16 protein-coding genes, 2 pseudogenes and 1 other annotated feature are annotated in these 22316 nt (G+C 52.7%); of the genes and pseudogenes, 12 read left to right on the top strand and 6 right to left on the bottom strand.

All coding sequences use genetic code 11. The features are described from left to right. Window positions 1–153: 153 nt before the first annotated feature. Window positions 154–1485, top strand: coding sequence for a 30S ribosomal protein S12 methylthiotransferase RimO (gene rimO, locus U869_RS0118655; RefSeq protein ID WP_025122738.1), 1332 nt, complete (start codon window positions 154–156; stop codon window positions 1483–1485). Window positions 1486–1562: 77 nt separating this feature from the next. Here rimO and U869_RS0118650 read toward each other — a convergent pair whose 3' ends face one another. The 3 genes and pseudogenes from U869_RS0118650 to U869_RS0118640 form a co-directional block, all read right to left on the bottom strand. After that, complete coding sequence (locus tag U869_RS0118650) at window positions 1563–3950, bottom strand: glucose/quinate/shikimate family membrane-bound PQQ-dependent dehydrogenase (protein ID WP_025122739.1); 2388 nt, start codon at window positions 3948–3950, stop codon at window positions 1563–1565. A gap of 120 nt (window positions 3951–4070) precedes the next feature. After that, window positions 4071–6164: pseudogene (gene pqqU, locus U869_RS29535) on the bottom strand (TonB-dependent receptor PqqU). Window positions 6165–6562: 398 nt separating this feature from the next. Beyond that, entirely contained in the window at window positions 6563–7387 is an 825-nt protein-coding gene (locus U869_RS0118640) for an SDR family oxidoreductase (RefSeq protein ID WP_025122740.1), read from the bottom strand. Between the two features lie 228 nt (window positions 7388–7615). Here U869_RS0118640 and hisL point away from each other — a divergent pair, with 228 nt between their 5' ends. From hisL to U869_RS32580, 11 genes are all read left to right on the top strand, one after another. Further along, window positions 7616–7663: a his operon leader peptide gene (gene hisL / locus U869_RS31910; protein ID WP_100396937.1), complete on the top strand. Its 48-nt coding sequence runs from the start codon at window positions 7616–7618 to the stop codon at window positions 7661–7663. Then, window positions 7639–7774: a sequence feature (His leader region), on the top strand. It overlaps the preceding gene by 25 nt. 70 nt (window positions 7775–7844) lie before the next feature. Continuing rightward, entirely contained in the window at window positions 7845–8744 is a 900-nt protein-coding gene (hisG, locus tag U869_RS0118635; protein ID WP_025122741.1) for an ATP phosphoribosyltransferase, read from the top strand. Window positions 8745–8748: 4 nt separating this feature from the next. Next, window positions 8749–10056 (top strand): histidinol dehydrogenase, encoded by a 1308-nt coding sequence (hisD, locus tag U869_RS0118630; protein ID WP_025122742.1) that lies wholly within the window; start codon window positions 8749–8751, stop codon window positions 10054–10056. Then, window positions 10053–11117: a histidinol-phosphate transaminase gene (gene hisC, locus U869_RS0118625; protein ID WP_025122743.1), complete on the top strand. Its 1065-nt coding sequence runs from the start codon at window positions 10053–10055 to the stop codon at window positions 11115–11117. The genes hisD and hisC overlap by 4 nt, the downstream gene beginning before the upstream one ends. An 8-nt stretch (window positions 11118–11125) precedes the next feature. Beyond that, window positions 11126–12193: a bifunctional histidinol-phosphatase/imidazoleglycerol-phosphate dehydratase HisB gene (gene hisB, locus U869_RS0118620; RefSeq protein ID WP_025122744.1), complete on the top strand. Its 1068-nt coding sequence runs from the start codon at window positions 11126–11128 to the stop codon at window positions 12191–12193. Further along, window positions 12193–12783: an imidazole glycerol phosphate synthase subunit HisH gene (gene hisH, locus U869_RS0118615; protein ID WP_025122745.1), complete on the top strand. Its 591-nt coding sequence runs from the start codon at window positions 12193–12195 to the stop codon at window positions 12781–12783. Before hisB ends, hisH begins: the two co-directional genes overlap by 1 nt. Before the next feature lie 5 nt (window positions 12784–12788). Beyond that, a complete protein-coding gene (gene hisA / locus U869_RS0118610; protein WP_025122746.1) occupies window positions 12789–13526 on the top strand; it encodes a 1-(5-phosphoribosyl)-5-[(5-phosphoribosylamino)methylideneamino]imidazole-4-carboxamide isomerase in 738 nt (245 codons plus the stop codon). Beyond that, window positions 13508–14284 carry an imidazole glycerol phosphate synthase subunit HisF gene (hisF, locus tag U869_RS0118605; protein ID WP_025122747.1) on the top strand — a complete coding sequence of 259 codons (777 nt, stop codon included), beginning with the start codon at window positions 13508–13510 and terminating at the stop codon, window positions 14282–14284. Before hisA ends, hisF begins: the two co-directional genes overlap by 19 nt. After that, the gene (gene hisIE, locus U869_RS0118600) at window positions 14278–14895 is read left to right on the top strand and encodes a bifunctional phosphoribosyl-AMP cyclohydrolase/phosphoribosyl-ATP diphosphatase HisIE (RefSeq protein WP_025122748.1); all 618 of its coding nucleotides are present in this window, start codon (window positions 14278–14280) and stop codon (window positions 14893–14895) included. Before hisF ends, hisIE begins: the two co-directional genes overlap by 7 nt. Before the next feature lie 208 nt (window positions 14896–15103). Next, window positions 15104–15520: an IS110 family transposase gene (locus U869_RS31530; RefSeq protein WP_025122749.1), complete on the top strand. Its 417-nt coding sequence runs from the start codon at window positions 15104–15106 to the stop codon at window positions 15518–15520. 1661 nt (window positions 15521–17181) lie between these two features. Further along, entirely contained in the window at window positions 17182–19248 is a 2067-nt protein-coding gene (locus tag U869_RS32580; protein ID WP_232785377.1) for a phage head-binding domain-containing protein, read from the top strand. Between the two features lie 212 nt (window positions 19249–19460). On the opposite strand, the pseudogene U869_RS31520 reads toward U869_RS32580, so the two are convergent. The 3 genes and pseudogenes from U869_RS31520 to U869_RS0118565 form a co-directional block, all read right to left on the bottom strand. Beyond that, window positions 19461–20235 (bottom strand): annotated as a pseudogene (locus U869_RS31520) (IS3 family transposase); the annotation flags it as partial. Window positions 20236–20346: 111 nt separating this feature from the next. Then, the gene (gndA, locus tag U869_RS0118570) at window positions 20347–21753 is read right to left on the bottom strand and encodes an NADP-dependent phosphogluconate dehydrogenase (RefSeq protein ID WP_025122753.1); all 1407 of its coding nucleotides are present in this window, start codon (window positions 21751–21753) and stop codon (window positions 20347–20349) included. Window positions 21754–21949: 196 nt separating this feature from the next. Continuing rightward, a complete protein-coding gene (locus U869_RS0118565) occupies window positions 21950–22270 on the bottom strand; it encodes an acyltransferase (RefSeq protein WP_025122754.1) in 321 nt (106 codons plus the stop codon). Window positions 22271–22316: the final 46 nt, after the last annotated feature.

The raw sequence follows: 22316 nt of genomic DNA, 5'->3' as shown, positions 1-22316 counted from the left end.
GTCCCCGGTCTGTACAGGGAGAAGGTTGGGGTGAGGGGCGGGCAAACATAATCTATAATCATTGAGCCGTTTTGTTTAACCGCTCACATATAACGGTGTAATTTCCCGTTGCCCAAGTGTAAAATCCGCCCGTTTTCTTCTTTGGATTGAGCTATGTCACAAACTATGACCCCAAAAGCCCCCCGTGTCGGCTTTGTCTCACTAGGTTGCCCGAAAAACCTGGTTGATTCTGAACGGATCCTGACTGAACTGCGTAACGAAGGTTACCAGGTCGTACCACGCTATGATGATGCTGAGCTGGTGATCGTCAACACCTGCGGCTTTATCGACAGCGCCGTTCAAGAATCACTGGAAGCGATCGGTGAAGCCTTGAACGAGAATGGCAAGGTGATTGTGACCGGCTGCCTGGGTGCCAAGGAAAACCAAATCCGCGAGGTGCACCCGAAGGTCCTGGAAATTACCGGGCCGCACAGCTACGAGCAGGTTTTGTCCCACGTTCACCAATATGTGCCGAAACCGGAACATAACCCGTTTACCAGCCTGACCCCGGCGCAGGGCGTGAAACTGACGCCAAAACACTACGCCTATCTGAAGATTTCCGAAGGCTGTAACCACCGCTGCACCTTCTGCATCATCCCTTCGATGCGTGGCGATCTGGATAGCCGCCCGATCGGTTCCGTATTGGATGAAGCCAAACGCCTGGTGGAATCTGGCGTGAAAGAGCTGTTGGTGATCTCACAAGACACCTCGGCCTACGGTGTCGATGTCAAACACCGCACCGGTTTCTGGAACGGGCAACCGGTAAAAACCAGCATGGTCAGCCTGTGTGAGCAGCTCTCCAGCCTGGGTGCCTGGGTGCGTCTGCACTATGTTTATCCTTACCCACACGTGGATGACGTGATCCCGTTGATGGCAGCAGGCAAGATCCTGCCTTATCTGGATATTCCACTGCAGCACGCCAGCCCGAAAATCCTCAAGCTGATGAAACGCCCAGGCGCGGTAGAACGCACGCTGGAACGCATCAAACGCTGGCGCGAGATCTGCCCGGAGCTGACGCTGCGCTCAACCTTTATCGTTGGCTTCCCAGGGGAAACCGAAGAAGACTTCCAGATGCTGCTCGACTTCCTGACTGAAGCCAAGTTGGATCGCGTTGGCTGCTTCAAGTTCAGCCCGGTAGAAGGTGCCGCTGCCAACGAACTGGCCGACCCAGTGCCAGAAGAAGTGAAGGAAGAACGCTTCCACCGCTTCATGCAATTGCAGCAAAAAATCTCCGCCCAACGCTTGCAGGACAAGATTGGCCGCGAAGTGCTGGTGTTGATCGACGAAGTGGATGAAGAAGGCGCGATTGGCCGCAGCATGGCGGACGCACCGGAAATCGACGGCGCGGTCTACCTCAACGGTGAAGCTGATGTGAAAGTTGGCGACATTGTCAAAGTGAAGATTGAGAACGCTGACGAGTACGATCTCTGGGGTTCCAAGGTCTGAGTTAGGCTACCGCGGATCACAAAAAAAGGGGTCAGCACCAGTGCTTACCCCTTTTTTATTGATGAACTACCAGCTAGTTACTTGTCGTCCGGCAGGGCATAGGCAATAACATAGTCACCCCGCTCTGCAGCCTGACGAGCACCACCAGCACTGATGATGATGTATTGCTTGCCGTTCTTCGGCGACACAAAGGTCATCGGGCCGGATTGGCTACCCACCGGCAGTCGCTCTTTCCAGATCTCTTTCCCGGTTGCCGTATCGAAGGCACGCAGGTAAAAATCCTGAGTACCAGCAAAAAACAGCAGACCGGACTGAGTTGACAGGCTGGCACCCAGCGTTGGCATGCCCACTTCCATCGGCATACGCATTTTGATGCCCAACGGCCCCGTATCCTGCACCGTACCTACCGGAACCTGCCACACCAGCTTGCCCGATTTCAGGTCTACCGCTGACATGGTGCCAAACGGTGGTTTCTGACAAGGAATGCCCAGTGGAGACAGGAAGCGTTCACGCACCGCACCAAACGGTGTGCCATCCATCGGTACCAAGCCCATTTCGATGCCGCTGGCGCCAGTCGGCACCTTGCTGCGTGGCACCATATAGTTGGCCAGCCCCAAGCGCATATCGTTAACAAACATGATGGCATTGTTCGGATCCACCGAAACGCTACCCCAGTTCATCCCGCCCAACGAGCCAGGATATTGTAGCGCACGGTCGATACCCGGCGGTGTATAGACGCCCTGGTGACGCATCCCTTTGAACTCGATACGGCACAGTAGCTGATCGAGCGGCGTGGCGCCCCACATGTCTGACTCGGTCAGAGTCTGGTTGCCGATATTCGGCATTCCCACCGAGAACGGCTGGGTTTTGGAATAACGTTCACCTGGAACATTGCCCTGCGGTACTTCACGCTCTTCGACTTTCGCTACCGGCTGACCGTTCTCACGGTTGAGCATAAAGATCATGCCCTGCTTACTGGTTTGCACCAGTACGGGTGTCGTGCCACCCTTGCCATCAGGCAGATCGTACAGTAACGGTTGGGAAGGGAGGTCAAAGTCCCACAGGTCATGATGCGTGGTCTGGAAATGCCAACGCACTTTGCCGCTGGTGGCATCAACTGCCACGATTGATGAACTGTATTTATCGTCTAACGCAGTACGCTCACCGCCAAAGAAGTCAGGAGTAGCGTTGCCGGTTGGCAGATAGATCAGATTCAGTTTGGCGTCGTAAGACATTGCGGACCACACGTTCGGCGTACCGCGCGTATAGGTTTCACCCGCTGGTGGCAGTTTGGTAATGGCCGGATTACCCGGATCCCATGCCCAGGCAAGTTCACCAGTATGCACATCATAAGCACGCACCACACCAGGAGGTTCGCCGGTAGAAAAGTTATCCGCCACGCGGCCACCGACTACCACCAGGTTACCCGCCACCAACGGGGTTGAGGTTTGCTGGTAATAACCCGGTTTAACTTCGCCCATGCCCACGGTCAAATCGACAATGCCTTTATCACCAAAATCGGCACAAGGCTTGCCAGTATCGGCATCAATGGCAATCAAACGCGCATCGATGGTTGGCAGGAATAGACGGCGTTCGCACATGGCCGGAGCGTTCGCGGCAACTACCGGCGACGAAGACGGCTGAGCCGCATTATCGTAATAACCCAGGCCACGGCAACGCTGCCAGTTGGGTGCAGAGGCTTTAGGATCGTAGGACCACAACTCTTTGCCAGTATCAGCCTCCAACGACAACACTTTGCCGTAAGCGGTACAGACATACAGGGTATTGCCGATCTGCAGCGGGGTATTCTGGTCTTCAGCGCCAGAACCGTTGCTTTGTGGAATATCGCCAGTATGGGCAATCCACGCAACCTTCAGCTTGCTGACGTTAGACTTGTTGATTTGATCCAGCGCGGCAAAGCGATCACCGTGGGTGGTATTGCCCCAATGTTCCCAGTTTTTCTGCTCACTGCCGGCAGTTACCGGTTTAACCGGAATATCTTCCTTGGCCGCCACCAGTGGCGTAGGCACAAAGGTGTAACCAAATCCGGCTACTAGCACAACCGCCAGCACCCCTGCCAGAGAATAGCTGATGGAGGCGCGGACCGGATGACCGGCACGTTTCTTCAGCCATGGATAGGCCAACGCGGCCAGGAAGGCCAGCACGCCGAACATAAACAAACGCGAGAACAAGGGCCAGAAATCCAGACCAACATCCCACAATGCCCAAATCAGGGTTAATACAAAGGCCAGCGCGTACAGCCATATGCCCACAGGTTTGAGTTTGATCACCAGTACCGCTGCGATCAACATCGCCAACCCCATCAGCCCAAAATAGAGGCTCCCTCCCAATGAAGCCAGGTAGACGCCGCCGATTGCCAGCGCGAGCCCGATGATGCCCATCAGTCCCCCCAGCAGCCACATCAAGTAAATCCCTATACTTCGTTTATTGCCTGTCTTTGCCATATTCACTTTCTCCCACCGCTAGCAACGCCTAAATTTTGGCGTACTTGCTGATGTAATAGATAACCATCCTAAGATAACAACTCAACGGGGGGTCAAGATTCCCCGCGGTACTACTGCTTACTACTCAAACGAGTAAGCAACACTCATGCCCCCACCCCAGTTTCTGCCTGGAGCCGGTTCGAAATAGCGGCCATTGCCTTCGTTGACGATCACTGAGCCGACATACTGGCGATCAAACAAATTGTCCACCCGGCCAAAAACGGTAAATTGCCAGTTCCCTACCGGATAGCGATAGCCGGTATTCAGCGCCGCCACGGTGTAGGACGGTGCCTGCTGTGAATTCTGGTCATTGACCTGGATATCGCTCATGTAGCGCAGTTCAGCACCGGCGAACCAACCTTGTGGCGGTGACCATGCCAGCGAGGCATACCCCATATTGCGGGCAATGCCCGGCAGGCGGTTGCCCTTCGGCACCTGCTTGGCGGCAGAACAGATGCTGTCGCCACAGACATCATCTCGGTAAGTGGCATCCAGCAGCGTCCAGGCCAATTGCAAACGCCAGTCGTAGCTGAATTGTTGATCCAGCGCTAACTCCACTCCACGGCGACGGGTTTGCCCCGCGTTCTTGTAGCTGGTGCGTCCGTTGCTACTCTCATCGACAACAATTTCGTTTTTGGTATCCGTTTGGAATAGCGCCGCGCTGAACAGGCCATTGCCGATACGCGTTTTGCTTCCCAGTTCAACGGTATCGCTGGTAGCAGGCTTCAGACCGAGATTGAGCCCCGCTACGCCACCAGGGCGATAAGAGAGTTCATTGATGGTAGGCGTTTCAAAACCACGCCCGACGGAAGCGTACACATTCCAGCCCTTGGTCAACGCATAGTTGAGCGAGCCTACCGGCAACCACTGGTGATAGCGGGCGTCGCCACTGTCGTCGCCGTTGCTGCCGATAATATAGTGATCGTTGGAGTCGAAATTGACGGTGCTGAAGCGCACTCCGGCATCCAACGTCAAACGTTGGGTAAGATCCCAAGAGGTTTGCAGATAGGGATCCACATTCCACATCAGGTTGCGTTCATCCCGCCGTAGATTACCCTTGGTCCCTAATTCGTTAACGCCGTTGACTACCGTGAAATTCTCATAACCTTTGCGCTGCTCGGTCATGGTTTCGTAGTCGAGCCCTCCCGTCACGCTGAAGGGCAATGTGACCACTTCACCGCGATGGGTCCAGCGTGTATCTATACCCTGGTAATGACGCGCCAGCGAGATCACTCCACCGGGATGTTGTTCACTACGTTGCTGTACGGCTACGGGTATCGACTGATACTGCGTGGTTTCCCGCTCACCGGCATAAGTCATAATGCTCAGATCGTCGTTGGCGCTCATCTGGCGTTCATAGCGCAACCCGGCCTGGGTTTGCTAGATGGTTTTACGCGTGTTGTATTGATCTGCTCTTGGTGCCTGGCGCGGATTGTCGTGCCATTCAGCTTCGGTTAAACCACCGGGATCGTCGGCATTAATATCCACCGAGTTAAACAACAACGTCAGCGTGCTGACATCATCAATACGCACACCCAAACGCGCGTTACCCAAGTTCTTACGTGCCCCACTGTGGTCGCGGAACCCTTCGGTGGTAAAACGGGTTGCAGAGACGGCATAGTTCACATCACCGGAGTGCGTGCCATCGCCGGTTGCTCCGCTGGCTTTCATGCCGTAGCGCCAGGTACCGTCACTGCCGCTATACATGCCCACTTCAATCTTGTCCGGTTGTTGGCCGGTTTCGCTCTCAACATTGATGACACCGCCAGAAGCGTTGCCATACAGAGCGGAAAACGGCCCACGTAAGACTTCAATCTTGTTCACTGAATTCAGATCGATATTAGACGTTTGCCCTTGACCATCCGGCATGGTGGCAGGAATACCATCCACATAAATTCTTACGCCACGTACGCCGTACATTGAGCGGGAACCAAACCCACGGATTGAGAGTTGCAAATCTTGCGCATAATTCTGGCGATTTTGAATTTGCAGCCCCGGCACACTCCCCAGCCCTTCGGAGATATTGATCTGCGGCCTGGCCTGACGAAGTTCATCGCCATTAAGCACGCTGACCGCAGCCGGAGTACTCAATTCTGAAAGACCGCTGCGCTTGGCTGTGACTACCATGTCAGATTGTTCCACTACCCGATCACTGGCTTGTACGTTTACCGCCATAAACAAAGCACAAGGCAACAGCGTAGAAATGGCGATAGGTGAGGCCGTGGTATTTTTTTTATTAAGAAAATTCATGTAAAAACTGCCATTAGACGCTTGGAAAGATTAGTGCCTTTTGAAAAAAACAGAGCGCATGTTAATACTTATCGCAACAATTTGAAAATAGCGGAAGGAAATCCAAACTTCCATTAACTCAATTTTCACATGTAACGATAAGTTTAAATGATGTATTACAGGAGGGAGATCATGAAGGGATTAGATTATTACTATCAATATCAAGGTGTAAAATTGATTTCCTTATAATTTAGTGGTGTTTAATAATCAAAATGAGAGAGTAAAAAAAAGCAAGGTTTTTTTGGGAAGAACTGCCCCGCAGACGGCGGGACAGTTTGATTTAGTTAACCGATCGGCATCCGCATTGGATCTGGGTACTGATATTCAAACCCCAGTTCGTTACAGATCCGGCTGCCGTCCACCAATCGCCCTTCCTGTTCTTCTTCTGGTGCAAACTGCGGGGGTTGCAGTTGCAACTGTTCGGCGAAAGCCGGGTAGAAGTCACGTTTGAGCGGATGGCCCGGCGCACAAATATTATAGGTATGCCCGCCTTTCGGCAGCTTCAGCAACAGTTGAATGGCCGCGTTCACATCATCCTGATGCACCAGATTAACCCCTTGCGAACCGCCCTTGACATCAACCTTACCTGCCAGGAAACGACCTGGATGACGATCGCCCCCAACTAGCCCTGCCAAGCGTAAAATATCGACCGAGGTATTGGGCAATTGGTGCAGCCAAAGCTCCAACTCCTGCAACACCCGGCCAGCCGATGTCACCGGCTTCAACGGCGAATCTTCCCGCACCGTGCCGGTAGTTTCGCCGTAAACCGATGTAGAGCTGGTAAAGATGATATGCGGGACACCAAACCCCATCGCACTATCGACCAACATACGCACGGCATCAAAGTAGCTTTCGCTCCCCTCTACGGTGCGGCTGGCTGGCAGAGTGATCACCAACGCATCCGCATATAACAGTTGTTCCAGATCGTGTGCTTCACAAATCAACGATGGAGTCAGTTCCAACCGATAACATTCGATGCCGCTCATCCGCGCGGCTTCAACCCCATCCGGCGTGGTTTTGCTGCCAACGACCTCATACCCGTGGCCCATCAACGATAAAGCCAGCGGCATCCCTAACCAACCTAAACCCACAATGGCGACTTTTTTCATCAGCTTCCTCTCAGAAGATTGCAGCGTTCGACAACCTTAAGGCTACGCCACTGCGCTGACGGTTACAATCGGTTAACCTTAAGGTTGGGTAAAGCGCGCGTGGCTAATAATTCAGGCTGTTTCAATTAATTAAATTGATAACCCTAAAAAAGGGTTGCAAGTGATACTGCGGATAGTTTAGCTTAATTAGCACCTCAGCACTGGCTGACCCAATTTAAGAGAAAGCACATGACACGCGTTCAGTTCAACCACCATCATCACCATCATCCTGACTAGTCTTTCAGGCGATGTGTGCTGGAAGACGATTCTCGAATCTTCCAGTGGCGCGTAGAACGAACTAAACGCAAGAAAGAGCCCTCGGAAGATATCTTCCGAGGGTTTTTTTTTGCCCCCGGACAGACAGAAAAGATAATTTTTATAATAAATTCATAAAATTACAGATTAAACAGAGGTTACCATGTTGGATAAAACGCGTTTACGTATCGCCATGCAGAAATCAGGTCGCCTGAGCGATGAGTCTCAGGAACTGCTGGCCCGCTGCGGCATCAAGATTAACCTGCAACAGCAACGCCTGATTGCCTTCGCCGAGAATATGCCGATCGATATCCTGCGGGTGCGTGATGACGATATCCCAGGCCTGGTGATGGATGGCGTAGTCGATCTCGGCATCATCGGCGAGAACGTGCTGGAAGAGGAACTGCTCAACCGTCGTGCTCAAGGCGAAGACCCGCGTTATTTCACGCTACGCCGCCTGGACTTTGGGGGTTGCCGCCTATCGCTGGCCACCGCGCTGGATAGCGAATACTCCGGCCCGCAAAGCCTGCAAGACTCCCGCATTGCCACCTCTTACCCTCACCTGCTCAAGCAATACCTCGACAAACAAGGCGTTCGTTTTAAATCCTGCCTGCTGAACGGTTCGGTGGAAGTGGCCCCACGTGCTGGCCTGGCAGACGCCATCTGTGACCTGGTATCTACCGGTGCTACGCTGGAAGCCAATGGCCTGCGCGAAGTGGAAGTGATTTACCGCTCCAAAGCCTGCCTGATCCAGCGTGACGGCGAAATGCCAGAAGCCAAACAACAACTGATTGACCGCCTGATGACCCGCATCCAAGGGGTGATCCAGGCGCGTGAATCCAAATACATCATGTTGCATGCGCCAAGCGAGCGCCTGGACGAAATCGTCGCACTGCTGCCGGGTGCGGAGCGCCCTACCATTCTGCCACTGGCAGGCTCTCAGAATCGCGTAGCCATGCACATGGTCAGCAGCGAAACCCTGTTCTGGGAAACCATGGAAAAGCTCAAAGCCCTGGGTGCCAGCTCCATTCTGGTGCTGCCAATTGAGAAGATGATGGAGTAACGCCATGCCAAACTTCAATACCGTCGTCAATTGGGCCAGTTGTAGCGCAGAGCAGCGTGCAGAGTTGTTGATGCGCCCGGCCATTTCCGCTTCGGACAGCATCACCCGCACGGTGCGCGAGATCCTCGACAACGTGAAAGCCAACGGTGACAGCGCGTTACGTGAGTACAGCGCCAAGTTTGATAAGACTGAAGTCGCGGCACTACGCGTGACGACAGAGCAGATTGACCAAGCCTGTGCCCGCCTGGGCGACGAGATCAAGCAGGCAATGGCCGTGGCCGTAGCCAATGTGGAAACCTTCCACAACGCACAAATCTTGCCAGCGGTAGATGTCGAAACCCTGCCTGGCGTACGTTGCCAACAGGTGACCCGCCCTATCGATTCAGTGGGTCTGTATATCCCTGGCGGTTCCGCGCCGCTATTTTCTACGGTATTGATGTTGGCCACCCCGGCACGTATCGCCGGCTGCCGCCGCGTGGTGCTATGTTCTCCACCGCCGATTGCCGATGAGATCCTGTATGCTGCCAAACTCTGTGGCGTACAGGAAGTGTTCCAGGTCGGCGGCGCACAGGCGATTGCTGCCATGGCGTTTGGCACGGATTCAGTGCCGCGAGTGGCTAAAATCTTCGGGCCGGGCAATGCCTTCGTGACCGAGGCCAAACGTCAAATCAGCCAACGGTTGGACGGTGCGGCCATCGACATGCCCGCCGGACCTTCCGAAGTGCTGGTGATTGCCGACAGCGGTGCGACCCCGGCGTTTGTCGCCTCGGACCTGCTGTCCCAAGCCGAACATGGCCCAGACTCGCAGGTCATTCTGTTAACGCCAGACGCCGCGATGGCCGAAGCGGTCTCGGTAGCCGTTGAGCAACAATTGGCGCAACTGCCACGTGCAGAAACCGCTCGCCAGGCGCTGGCCAGCAGCCGCCTGATAGTGGCGCAGGATTTGGCCGAATGTGTCGCGATCAGCAACCAGTATGGGCCTGAGCACCTGATAATTCAGACCCGCAGTGCACGCGATCTGGTAGACAGCATCACCAGCGCCGGTTCGGTGTTCCTCGGTGACTGGTCGCCGGAATCTGCCGGAGATTACGCCTCCGGCACCAACCACGTGCTGCCAACCTACGGATATACCGCCACCTGTTCCAGCCTGGGGCTGGCGGATTTCCAAAAGCGCATGACGGTACAGGAGCTGACGCCACAAGGCTTTATGACCCTGGCCCCGACCATTGAGATCCTGGCTGCCGCCGAACAGTTGGTCGCCCACAAAAACGCCGTGACCTTACGCGTCGCCGCACTGAAGGAGCAAGCATGAGCATCGAAGAATTGGCACGTAAAAACGTGCGCGAGCTAACCCCCTATCAGTCGGCTCGCCGCCTTGGTGGCAAAGGTGACGTCTGGTTGAATGCCAACGAATACCCGGTAGCGCCAGAGTTCCAGCTGACTGCCCAGACCTTTAACCGCTACCCGGAATGCCAGCCTGCGTTGGTGATTGAGCGCTACGCCGCTTACGCCGGGGTGAATAAAGAGCAGGTGTTAGTCAGCCGTGGGGCAGATGAAGGTATCGAACTGCTGATCCGTGCCTTTTGCGAGCCGGGCCAAGACACCATCCTGTTTTGCCCACCGACTTACGGCATGTATGCCGTCAGCGCCGAAACCTTTGGCGTAGAACGCCGCACGGTCGAAGCTAAAGAAGATTGGCAACTCGATCTACCAGCGATTGCCGCCAGCCTGGATAACGTTAAGCTGATTTACGCCTGTAGCCCCAATAACCCGACCGGCAACCTGTTGGATCCCGACGATTTGCGCGCACTGCTGGATATGGCCAAAGACAAAGCCATCGTGGCGATTGACGAAGCCTATATCGAGTTCTGCCCGCAGGCGTCAGTGGCTGGTTGGCTGAGTGACTACCCGCACCTGGTGGTATTACGCACGCTGTCCAAAGCCTTTGCTCTGGCAGGCCTGCGTTGTGGCTTTACCCTGGCTAATGAAGATGTGATCGCCTTGCTGATGAAAGTGATTGCCCCGTATCCGCTCTCCACTCCGGTAGCCGATATCGCCGCTCAGGCGCTAAGCACCGAGGGGATCCGCGTTATGCGCCAGCGCGTTACTGAGATTGCCGCCAACCGTAGCTGGCTACAACAGGCGTTACAGGACTGTGCCTGCGTGGAACAAGTCTTCACCAGCGACAGCAATTACCTGCTGGTACGCTTTACCGCCTCAAGTCATGTCTTTAAAACCTTATGGGATCAGGGCATTATCTTACGAGACCAAAATAAACAGCCTGGCCTGTCCGGTTGCCTGCGGATCACCATCGGCACCCGTAACGAATGCCAGCGCGTCGTTGACGCACTCAATACTCTGCCCGGCGCATAGGAGCCAACGTGAGCCAAAAATATCTCTTTATTGACCGTGACGGCACGCTGATTGCTGAACCACCGGAAGACTTCCAGGTCGACCGCCTGGACAAGCTGGCGCTGGAGCCGGATGTGATCCCCTCCCTGCTGGCCTTGCAGCAAGCCGGTTTCACCCTGGTGATGATCACCAATCAGGACGGCCTCGGCACCGCCAGTTTCCCACAGGAAACCTTCGATCCGCCGCACAACCTGATGATGCAGATCCTCAGTTCGCAGGGCGTCAAATTCGACGATATCCTGATCTGCCCACACAAGCCGGAAGACCACTGCGAATGTCGCAAGCCGAAGGTCGCCATGGTTAAAGGCTATCTGGAACCAGGCGTGATGGACGTGGCTAACAGCTATGTGATTGGCGATCGTCAAACCGATATCCAACTGGCCGCCAATATGGGGATCCAGGGATTGCTGTATCAGCGCCAGACGCTGGGCTGGCAAGCCATCACCCAACAACTGACCAAACGCGATCGCTACGCGCACGTTAACCGCGTGACCAAAGAGACGCAGATTGACGTCAAGGTCTGGCTGGATCGTGAAGGTGGTAGCAAGATCAAGACCGGCGTCGGCTTCTTCGACCACATGCTGGACCAAATCGCCACCCACGGCGGCTTCCGCATGGATATTCAGGTCAACGGTGATCTGTACATCGACGATCACCACACGGTGGAAGACACCGGCTTGGCGTTGGGTGAAGCGCTGAGTAAAGCCCTGGGCGACAAACGCGGTATCGCACGCTTTGGCTTCGTGCTGCCGATGGATGAATGCCTGGCCCGCTGTGCGCTGGATATCTCCGGCCGCCCGCATCTGGAATACAAAGCCGAGTTCAACTACCAGCGCGTTGGCGATCTCAGCACCGAGATGATCGAGCACTTCTTCCGCTCGCTGTCTTACACCATGGGCTGCACCCTGCACCTGCGCACCAAAGGTAAAAACGACCATCACCGTGTCGAAAGTCTGTTCAAGGTGTTTGGCCGCACGCTGCGCCAGGCGATCCGCGTTGAGGGCAATACGCTGCCTAGCTCGAAAGGGGTGCTGTAATGAACGTGGTGATCCTGGACACCGGCTGCGCCAACCTCGCCTCGGTCAACTATGCGGTACAGCGCCTGGGCTATCAGCCGCAGGTGAGCCGCGATCCGGAGATCGTGCTGCGCGCCGACAAACTGTTCCTACCGGGTGTTGGCACTGCACAGGCAGCGATGGACCAGTTGGAACAACGCGACCTGATCGATCTGATCAAGGCTTGTACCCAGCCCGTGCTGGGGATCTGCCTGGGTATGCAGTTGCTGGCAGCCAGCAGTGAAGAAAATGGGGGTATCAAAACGCTAGGGATTATCGATACTCCGGTCAAACAGATGACCGATTTTGGCCTGCCTTTGCCCCATATGGGCTGGAACCAGGTTACGGCGCAGGCCGGCGATCATCTGTTCCGCGGCATCGAGGATGGTGCTTACTTTTACTTCGTTCACAGTTATGCGATGCCGATATGCTCAAGCACCATCGCTCAGGCGAACTACGGCGAGCCCTTCACCGCCGCCGTACAAAAAGACAACTTCTTTGGCGTGCAGTTTCATCCAGAGCGATCTGGCAACGCCGGGGCGCAACTGTTGAAGAACTTTCTGGAGATGTAGGCAGCATGATTATTCCCGCTTTGGATTTGATCGACGGTAACGTAGTGCGCCTGCATCAGGGCGATTACGGCCAACAGCGCGACTACGGCAACGATCCGCTGCTGCGTCTGCAAGACTATCAGCAACAAGGAGCGCAAGTTTTACACCTGGTTGATCTGACCGGGGCCAAAGACCCTGCGGCCCGCCAGATCCCACTGCTGCGTAAACTGCTGGCCGGTGTAAGCGTGCCGGTACAGGTAGGCGGCGGCATCCGTAACGAACAAGACGTTGCGGCACTGCTGGAAGCTGGCGCTACGCGCGTGGTCATCGGCTCCACCGCAGTCAAGCAGCCAGAAATGGTGCAAGGCTGGTTCGAACGCTACGGTGCCGATGCCATGGTGCTGGCGCTGGACGTACGTATCGATGACACCGGCCGTAAGAACGTGGCTATCAGCGGTTGGCAGGAAAACTCGGAGGCTACGCTGGAACAGGTAGTTGAACAGTATCTGCCATTCGGTCTGAAACACGTGCTGTGCACCGACATCTCACGCGACGGTACGCTGAAAGGTTCCAACGTGGGGTTGTATCAGGAAGTCTGCCAACGCTATCCGCAGATTGCCTTCCAGGCTTCTGGCGGCATCGGCAACCTGGACGATATCGCTCAGTTGCGCGGCAGTGGTGTGGAAGGGGTGATCGTCGGGCGCGCCCTGTTGGATGGTAAATTCAGCGTTGAGGAGGCTATCGCATGCTGGCAAAACGGATAATCCCTTGTCTGGACGTCAAGGACGGGCAAGTGGTCAAGGGCGTGCAGTTCCGTAACCACGAAATCATTGGTGATATCGTGCCGCTGGCCCAGCGCTACGCGCAGGAAGGCGCCGACGAACTGGTATTTTACGATATCACCGCCTCCAGCGATGGCCGCGTGGTGGATAAAAGCTGGGTATCGCGCGTGGCGGAAGTGATCGATATTCCGTTCTGCGTGGCGGGTGGCATCAAGAGTGCCGAAGACGCCAGCCAGATCCTCTCCTTTGGTGCGGACAAGATCTCTATCAACTCCCCTGCTCTGGCCGATCCCACGCTGATCAGCCGCCTGGCAGATCGCTTTGGCGTGCAGTGCATCGTGGTCGGGATCGACACCTGGTATGAAGCCGCAACCGGCAAATACCACGTCAACCAATATACCGGGGATGAGAGCCGCACCCGTGTAACCGAGTGGCAAACCCTCGATTGGGTGCAGGAAGTGCAAAAACGCGGGGCTGGGGAGATTGTGCTCAACATGATGAACCAGGACGGCGTACGCAATGGTTACGACCTGGAACAGTTGAAGCGGGTACGTGAAGTGTGCAAGGTGCCACTGATCGCCTCCGGCGGGGCCGGCACCATGGAACACTTCCTGGAAGCCTTCCGCGATGCCGACGTTGACGGCGCGCTTGCGGCTTCGGTGTTCCATAAGCAAATCATTAATATCGGCGAACTGAAACGGTTCTTGGCAGAGAATGGCGTGGAGATACGCGTGTGTTAACAGAACAACAGAAAGCTAAACTGGACTGGGAAAAAACCGACAACCTGATGCCAGCGATCGTACAGCATGCCGTTTCCGGCGAAGTATTGATGCTCGGCTATATGGATCAGGCAGCCCTGGAAGTCACCGAGCAAACAGGCAAAGTGACGTTCTTTTCACGCACCAAACAGCGCCTGTGGACCAAAGGAGAAAGCTCTGGCAATTTCCTGAACGTAGTCAGCATCACGCCAGACTGCGATAACGATACCTTGCTGATCCTGGCCAACCCGATCGGCCCCACCTGCCATTTGGGCAACGACAGTTGCTTCCACCCGGCAAGCAGCGACTGGGGCTTCCTGTACCAGTTGGAGCAATTGCTGGCCTCGCGCAAAACCGCCAGCCCGGATAGCTCGTACACCGCCAAGCTGTATGCCAGCGGTACCAAGCGCATCGCACAAAAGGTTGGCGAGGAAGGTGTAGAAACCGCCCTGGCCGCCACGGTGAACGATCGCGAAGAGCTGACCAACGAAGCTTCCGACCTGATCTACCACCTGCTGGTGTTGTTGCAGGATCAGGAGCTGGATTTGAGTACGGTGATTGGTCGCCTGCGCGAGCGGCACGAAAAAAAATGATGTTCCCAAAGCAATAAAAGCACAAACTAGCCCCCTTGAATGTTTAAAGGCTCTTTAATTACCCGTCTAATGGCGGGTAGACTTTAACAGAGTCATAGTCCGTTTCCCCTCGGGAACAACAAGCCCACGGGGAAGCTTATCGCGTGGCGTCAGTTTTCCTGTTAACCCGAACAACCAGCCCGTATCTTACAAGGCCGGCAAACTTGAAATGACTGAATATACAACTGTCAGTATCGGCATTGCCAAAGACACCTTTGATGTATACATCAATTCAACTCGTCAACTTCTGCATCTGAATAACACACCTGAAGACCATCAGCAGTTGCTGAGTTCGCTCTCTGCCATAGTCCTGAAGTTTGTCGTGATAGAGGCAACTGGCCGATATCACTCACTGCTGACTGCCCCACTGGAGTTGGCGGTGGCCAGTTCACGTCAGGTGAAAAACTTCGCTCGTGCGCTAGATACCCTGTACAAAACAGCCCCAAATGATGCACGTGCCATCTACGAGTTTAGCCGAAGAATGGAACTGGAAGCTCGTCCTCCCCCCGATGAACAAACTCAGTGCCTGGCTGGAATGGTGACCCGTCGTCGCCAACTGGTCGAGGATGGAGATAAACCGCTATAAAAGCTGCGATGACGTGGTAGCGTCAGCGTGTATTAAACGGCATATAGACTGGCTGACTACTGAAATCCGGGATGAGGATGAGTACATCGACAGGCAAATAAAAGTGATGCAGTTATGGCGGAAAAAGGCGACGCTGTTGGAGAAAGTAAAAGGTAACGCGCCAATGACAAGGGTAATGCTTCTTACGATATTGCAAGAATTTGGGACACTGAATCGGCACAAGATAGGTGTACTGGTTGGTGTATGTCCTTATTCTTACGACAGTGGGAAAGGAAAGCGAAGTATCTGAGGAATGCTAAGTGAGGTGCGTTCAGCGCTGTACATGACGACCTTGTCAGCAATGCTGATACAACCCGACAATCCTCAAGTTCTACGAGCACCTGACAGAGCGGGGAAAAACGTTCAAAGTGACGGCGACAACTTGTTGGAGAAAACTGCTAACCATCCTGAATGCGATGCTGCGGGATAATAAAAATGAGTGACAAATTAATCATCACCCGTTGACTTTAAACACAACTGATCATCCTAAGCCCTCTCCCCAAAAAAAGAGAGGGGGCTAGTCTAGCGCAGTGCTCAAATGAAGGTCGTGCCAAAACCAGTACCTGATATGATGAGTTTCAGGTCAACAAGTGCGTTTGATTGCAATGGAATAGCTGTTTTACTCATAATTTCCTAATTTCTTTGGATCTGCGGTCGGACAGGTGATAAATGTAACACCGCGAACCTATCGGGCAGCCGAAGAGGTAAGACCAAATCAAAACACTATTGATGCCGCCTAATGCCTGAGTTTGGGAGATTAACTGCGGCCTCTTAATTTATCTAAAAAACCACTTATCAGGCTGAATAGATTCAGTATGCAAACTCGCAGCGTAAGAGCACGTTGTGATAAATTCCCTGTTCAAAACTAATCTAGGTTGCTGGCGGAACATCTAGCAACGTAGGGCTATCGGATAAGTTTAAAACAGATTCCATAAAAAACATTGACGATTTAACCAGAAACATCAGATGCTACCTTCGAGGAAATACGAACATAATATCTGCCAGAGCGCTATCCTTAGCCACGGACACTATCTCAATACTGAGAAGTAAGGCAAAAGATCTGGTGCTCAGGGGAGCCTCTGATTAAGAAAGAGGATAATTTTTGCAAATTTGGCAAAAAAGCAGCACTCCAAGGTATACGTTGCTCAAAAACACACGTAAACAAATCGACACGACATTTAGAAAGATAGAAGCCCATTCAAGGGCCAAACATTATCTAAGTTAAGAAAGTTGTATGTTGCGACATCCGATGATCAGAGGGTAGCCACCGCAGTGAATGGCAAAGGCGGCAATGACTCGTGGCCAAAGAGCTGTTTTCTCAACGCAAGTAACTTGAAGACCCCGTTATCACCTCACGGGGTGCTTTACAAACAATAGACCATCATGATTTGACAACTCCTTGAATACACACCACCGCAAGCCGTGTCTTGTAAGCTTTTAGCCCAAGATTCATAACTTTTAACACTAATCTCATTCAAAACCATGCCCAGTAACTATATTGTTCTTGCTGATACTTGACAGGGGTAAATATGGATCGCAGACAATTGATTAAAGGCTTTTTATCCTTTATAGGGGGAAGTACCGTTGCATCTGCTGCTTGGGCAAAGTACAAGAGTGGTCCCATGTCCGAAATCACTCCTAACGTTGTCGTCTCGATGCCTTCACAACTATTCACTTTAGCTCAATCATTTAAGGCAGCGGCCAACGGTCGTGTCTATGTCGGTAAAATTGACACCAACCCAACCATCCCCGAAAACCAGATCCAGGTTTATATCTATAATGAAGATGACACGGCAGTTCCTGTGACCCAGCCCATCAATCTGAATACGGGTGGCTTCCCTATTTACAATGGTCAGATCGCCAAGTTTTTGACCATTGAAGGCCACTCAATGGCCGTTTACGATGCTTACAACGTTCAGCAGTTCTACTTTCCTAACGTCTTGAAATTCGAGCCAGACCAGCCTTACTACCGGTTGAGAGAAGAGATCCCTAACGACTTCGACACACCAGATGAGCAAAAATTTGTCGGCCGGTGTCGCAACATCGCAACTTTGAGAGGGATTGTGCCCACTTCAGACGGTCAGAAAATAGATGTGGCGGCTCACACATCCGATAGCGATGATGGTGGCGGTTATTTCTTCTATGACTCAGCAGACACCACATCGGTGGATGACAACGGTTTTACATGCGTGGTTCTGTCTAACGGTAAGCGCTGGAAGCGTAAAGTACTACACGACCTGCTCGTTGAATGGTCGGGAGTTGATACAACTGGCACAACAGACGTCACTTCGGAACTACAGCAAATGCTTGATATATCAGCCAAGTTTTGTACAACAGCTCACGGAGTGACGACAAAAGCCATTTTGCACCTGAACGGAAACATAAAGATAACGGGCACAGTCAGTATGCAAGCAGCAAAAGTAGCCCTACACGGCCCGGGGACAATCTATGTGAACTCAAAAGGTTCGTACCCTTCTGGGTATGCGTTCGTCCTTACAAACACGGTTGGCACACCACTGGCATCTTACTCAAATAAAACCACGCCCTTGTTTAGAGACATCATGTTCGTTTCAGAAGAACGTACTGTGAATCTTTTCTACGGCGTGAATAAAAAAGGGGATGCGAACAATAATCCAGCAGCTCTTCAAACGGTGTTTAACTGCCAGTTCAAGGGGTTTGGCACCGTATACACAAACGGAACAGGAGGGTGGGGTTGGTCATGGTATGCAAGTGGATGCAACAGTTGCAACCACTGGATGAACATAACGGTTCAGCCTGATACCTATGAGCGCTTCTCGTTTGACAGCTGTATTTTCCAGAACGGCGGGTATGTGTTCTTGCTTGATAACCCTGACGGGAAAATCTATTGGCATAAAGGCTCGATGGACTACTGTGAAGGTGCCGCAATAATCACTCGTGGCTTTATTGAGATCAACAGCCATATAGAGTTCTCCGCGCGAACGCTGCCTTTTATTGAGTTTAAAGGCGCGAACGCCCACGCAGTAGTTAGTGGTCTTGCTGCAATCCGGCTGAACACAAAGACGCCGTTTAATTTGTTCAAGCAATTCGCGCCCAACCAAGTGACTATGAGAGATATCGATATCATATCTGACGGTGTCAATATTTCGTCCTGCGTGTTTTCAAACATGCCTTACCTGAAAACTAACGTTAACCTGACGAACGAAGCAGCCAAGGCTATGGCGCTTTACGATACTGACGGATCGTTAGTCGTTCCCGGTGTATCGTCAGTCGAATATGTCGTAACCGGAACAGGGCTTTCATCAGTGATCAACGCTGACGGTTCTATCACGCTCACCTCTTCTGTCAACTCAGGTGGTAGTAAGGGGTTGGATTTCTTCATTCCAATCACCGGCCACACGAATATCGGTGTTGAATGGTTTGGCTCGAATGCCTCCGTCCTAAGCCCGGTGTTTGTGCAAAAACTTATCTGTAACCAGTTGGCAAGAAGCGCGAGTAACAATGCGCTTTCGACGGTAGGGCTGATCACGGACCATTCGATCAATGGCAATACATCGATCCCCATAGGTGCAGTTGACCAGCGAGGCAGTTCGGGGACTATGTGGTCGATACCGAAGAGCGCCTTTTACCTCCGCTTACGTTTCAATGCCGACAATATAGGTAATGGCGAAAAATTTACAATCCATTCACTCAAGCTTGTGAGTTGCTAAGAGCAGTGAGATATGCCGGGAGAATATCCCCGGCCATCATATAAAGCCACGCTGCCATCTATCTAATCCACCAATCTTTACATTATATCGTGCCGTATGCTTAGGTAGATGGTATGGTTGTATATTCCTCAAATATCTCCGCAGCTCACGTTCGCAATTTGGGTCTCTAGGTTGAGAATGACCCACCCGGATACCTTGGCGCATCAACCACAACTCCTACGCGGTCCAACTGCTGTTGTGTCCCCCCCCCACAGCGATCCGTTAACCTGCCCGGGGCCGGGCTTCAGCAAATTAGGGTGCCGATAAAAGCGATGATGGCTGTTAGTGATTTTGTGATATATCCATTTCACTGGTACCAAGAGCCGATGTTTATCCAGCAGGTTAAACAGGCGGTCCCGCCCGATATTCAGCATTTAATCGGCTTGGCTGTTGAGCAAATAGTGCAGTTTACGCGTACCGATGCGTGGTTAACTGCACCGGATACGAGCAACAAAATCAAGAATTTGCGTATTATGTTCCTGTCGTTTATTTTTACCTTGCGTTGTCCTGATACCACGCCTGTCTGCGGAGTCCCAGGAACTGGCATGCGCGGGTAACGGTTACTTTTGAGATCTGGCTTTGCGTGAGGACTTGCCGGGCCGCTTTTTTACGCCACTCACCTCGTAATCATTTTTCAGAACGTTGATAACAGATTCAAAAAACTCAGCTTTCTGGTTCGCAAGCTCAAGCTGTTAGTTCTTTGTTCTGGTGTGAGTGGGATATTTGTCTGGGGCACAGGCAGTTTCCTCTTCACCAGGTCAGGAAGTCCGGGAGTTATTCAAGCCAGCCATATTTACGCAGCCAGACAAGAACAGTTGAGCGCCCCTAAATACCATATCGCAGTTAGGCCTGTTTTTAGGTCATCACGCCTTTTTCGACCTGCTCAACGATGGCTATTTTAAAGGATAGAGGATAATCACGCTGGGTACGTTTGAATTCTGTCATCATCATGTTATCCGAATTTTAGGTCAGAAACGTGTCAACGCTATTCAAGACAGGTCACAAAAAAGCCGCCCGGCGTTAACCTTGACGGCTTTTTTAATCGTTCAACGTACGGGATTATTCCATCCATTCGGTATGGAACACGCCTTCTTTGTCGATTCGCTTATAGGTGTGAGCACCGAAGTAGTCACGCTGCGCCTGGATCAGGTTGGCAGGCAGTACCGCAGAACGGTAGCTATCGTAGTACGCAACGGCTGCGGAGAAGGTTGGCGTTGGGATGCCGTTCTGCACCGCATAGGAAACCACGTCACGCAGCGCCTGCTGATACTCATCGGCGATTTGCTTGAAGTAAGGTGCCAGCAGCAGGTTAGCAATGTCAGCATTTTCAGCGTAGGCATCGGTGATCTTCTGCAGGAATTGGGCGCGGATGATGCAACCTGCACGGAAGATTTTGGCAATCTCACCGTAGTTCAGATCCCAATTGTTTTCTTTGGAAGCGGCTTTCAACTGAGAGAAGCCCTGCGCATAGGAAACAATCTTGCCCAGATACAGAGCGCGACGAACTTTCTCTACGAACTCGGCTTGCTCGCCGCTGAAGGCAGCCACTTTCGGGCCGGTCAGCACTTTAGAAGCTGCTACGCGCTGGTCTTTCAACGAAGACAGGTAGCGTGCAAACACCGATTCGGTGATCAGCGACAGTGGCTCGCCCAGATCCAGTGAGCTCTGGCTGGTCCATTTGCCGGTGCCTTTGTTGGCCGCTTCATCGAGGATAACATCAACCAGGTATTTACCCTCTTCGTCTTTCTTGGTGAAGATGTCTTTGGTGATGTCGATCAGATAGCTGTTCAGTTCACCTTTGTTCCACTCGGCAAAGGTTTCAGCCAGCTGTTCGTTGCTCAGATTCAGCGCCTGCTTCAGCAAGGAGTAAGCTTCTGCGATCAGCTGCATATCGCCATACTCGATACCGTTGTGCACCATTTTCACGTAGTGACCAGCGCCATCGGCACCGATATAAGCTACGCAAGGCTCGCCTTCGGCCACAGCAGCGATTTTCTTCAGAATTGGGGCTACCAGCTCATAAGCTTCTTTCTGGCCGCCAGGCATGATTGAAGGCCCTTCCAGCGCCCCTTCTTCGCCACCGGAAACGCCGGTACCAATGAAGTTGAAGCCCTGAGCAGACAGCTCACGGTTACGACGAATGGTGTCTTGATAGTAGGTGTTGCCACCGTCGATCAGGATATCGCCTTTATCCAGGTGCGGAGTCAGAGAAGCAATGGTTTTGTCCGTCGCTTCGCCCGCTTTAACCATCAGCAAGATGCGACGCGGGGTTTCCAGCGAGGCGACAAACTCTTCGACGGTGTAGAACGGTGCCAGGTTTTTGCCCGGGTTCTCTGCAATAACTTCGTCAGTCTTGTCGCCTGAACGGTTAAAGATAGAAACGGTATAGCCACGGCTTTCGATGTTTAACGCCAGATTGCGGCCCATCACCGCCATGCCGACAACGCCGATTTGCTGTTTGGACATTAGGAACTCCTGTCTGAGGATGACACCTGTATCACGGCTCTTGGCCAACAGGTTTTTGATGTGGCCAACATGTTAACTCAGGATTGTGTCCACTGGGTAGTGATTGGTGCGATAGGTCACATAATTGGTTATTAGGGATGGAAATTTCATCGCTCACTAGCTAAGGCGCGGGTAAGTCTACCGACAACAACATGCTCTACAGTTTTTCTGGTTGCAGCGCAAAGGCAGCCTTTTTTGCTATAAACCGTTTCCCTAGGTCAATACCTGGTTTTTCAATAAATTTATAAGAAAGCCAGGAGACACCCACCGTTACAGATGCAGTTATCGTAAACGAGATGAGAAACTTCATCGGCCCAGAAACGGTCAGTGTGCCAATCCATTGGTACATACCCATGGCTTTCATCAAATAAAGCACAATGCCATGCATCAGATAAATGCTGTAGCTGGCCTTGCCAAGAAAACGAGTCAACCGATTGTTAATAAAAGCTGGCATGCCGATGATGGAAGCGGAGATCATACCAACCCAAACTAGGGAATAGGTGATATATACCCGTGATCATTGA

Source organism: Serratia sp. H1w (assembly GCF_000633355.1).
GTDB lineage: Bacteria > Pseudomonadota > Gammaproteobacteria > Enterobacterales > Enterobacteriaceae > Chania.
Note: the sequence above shows the minus strand (reverse complement) of the source record. Positions and strands in the feature narration are given on the sequence as shown.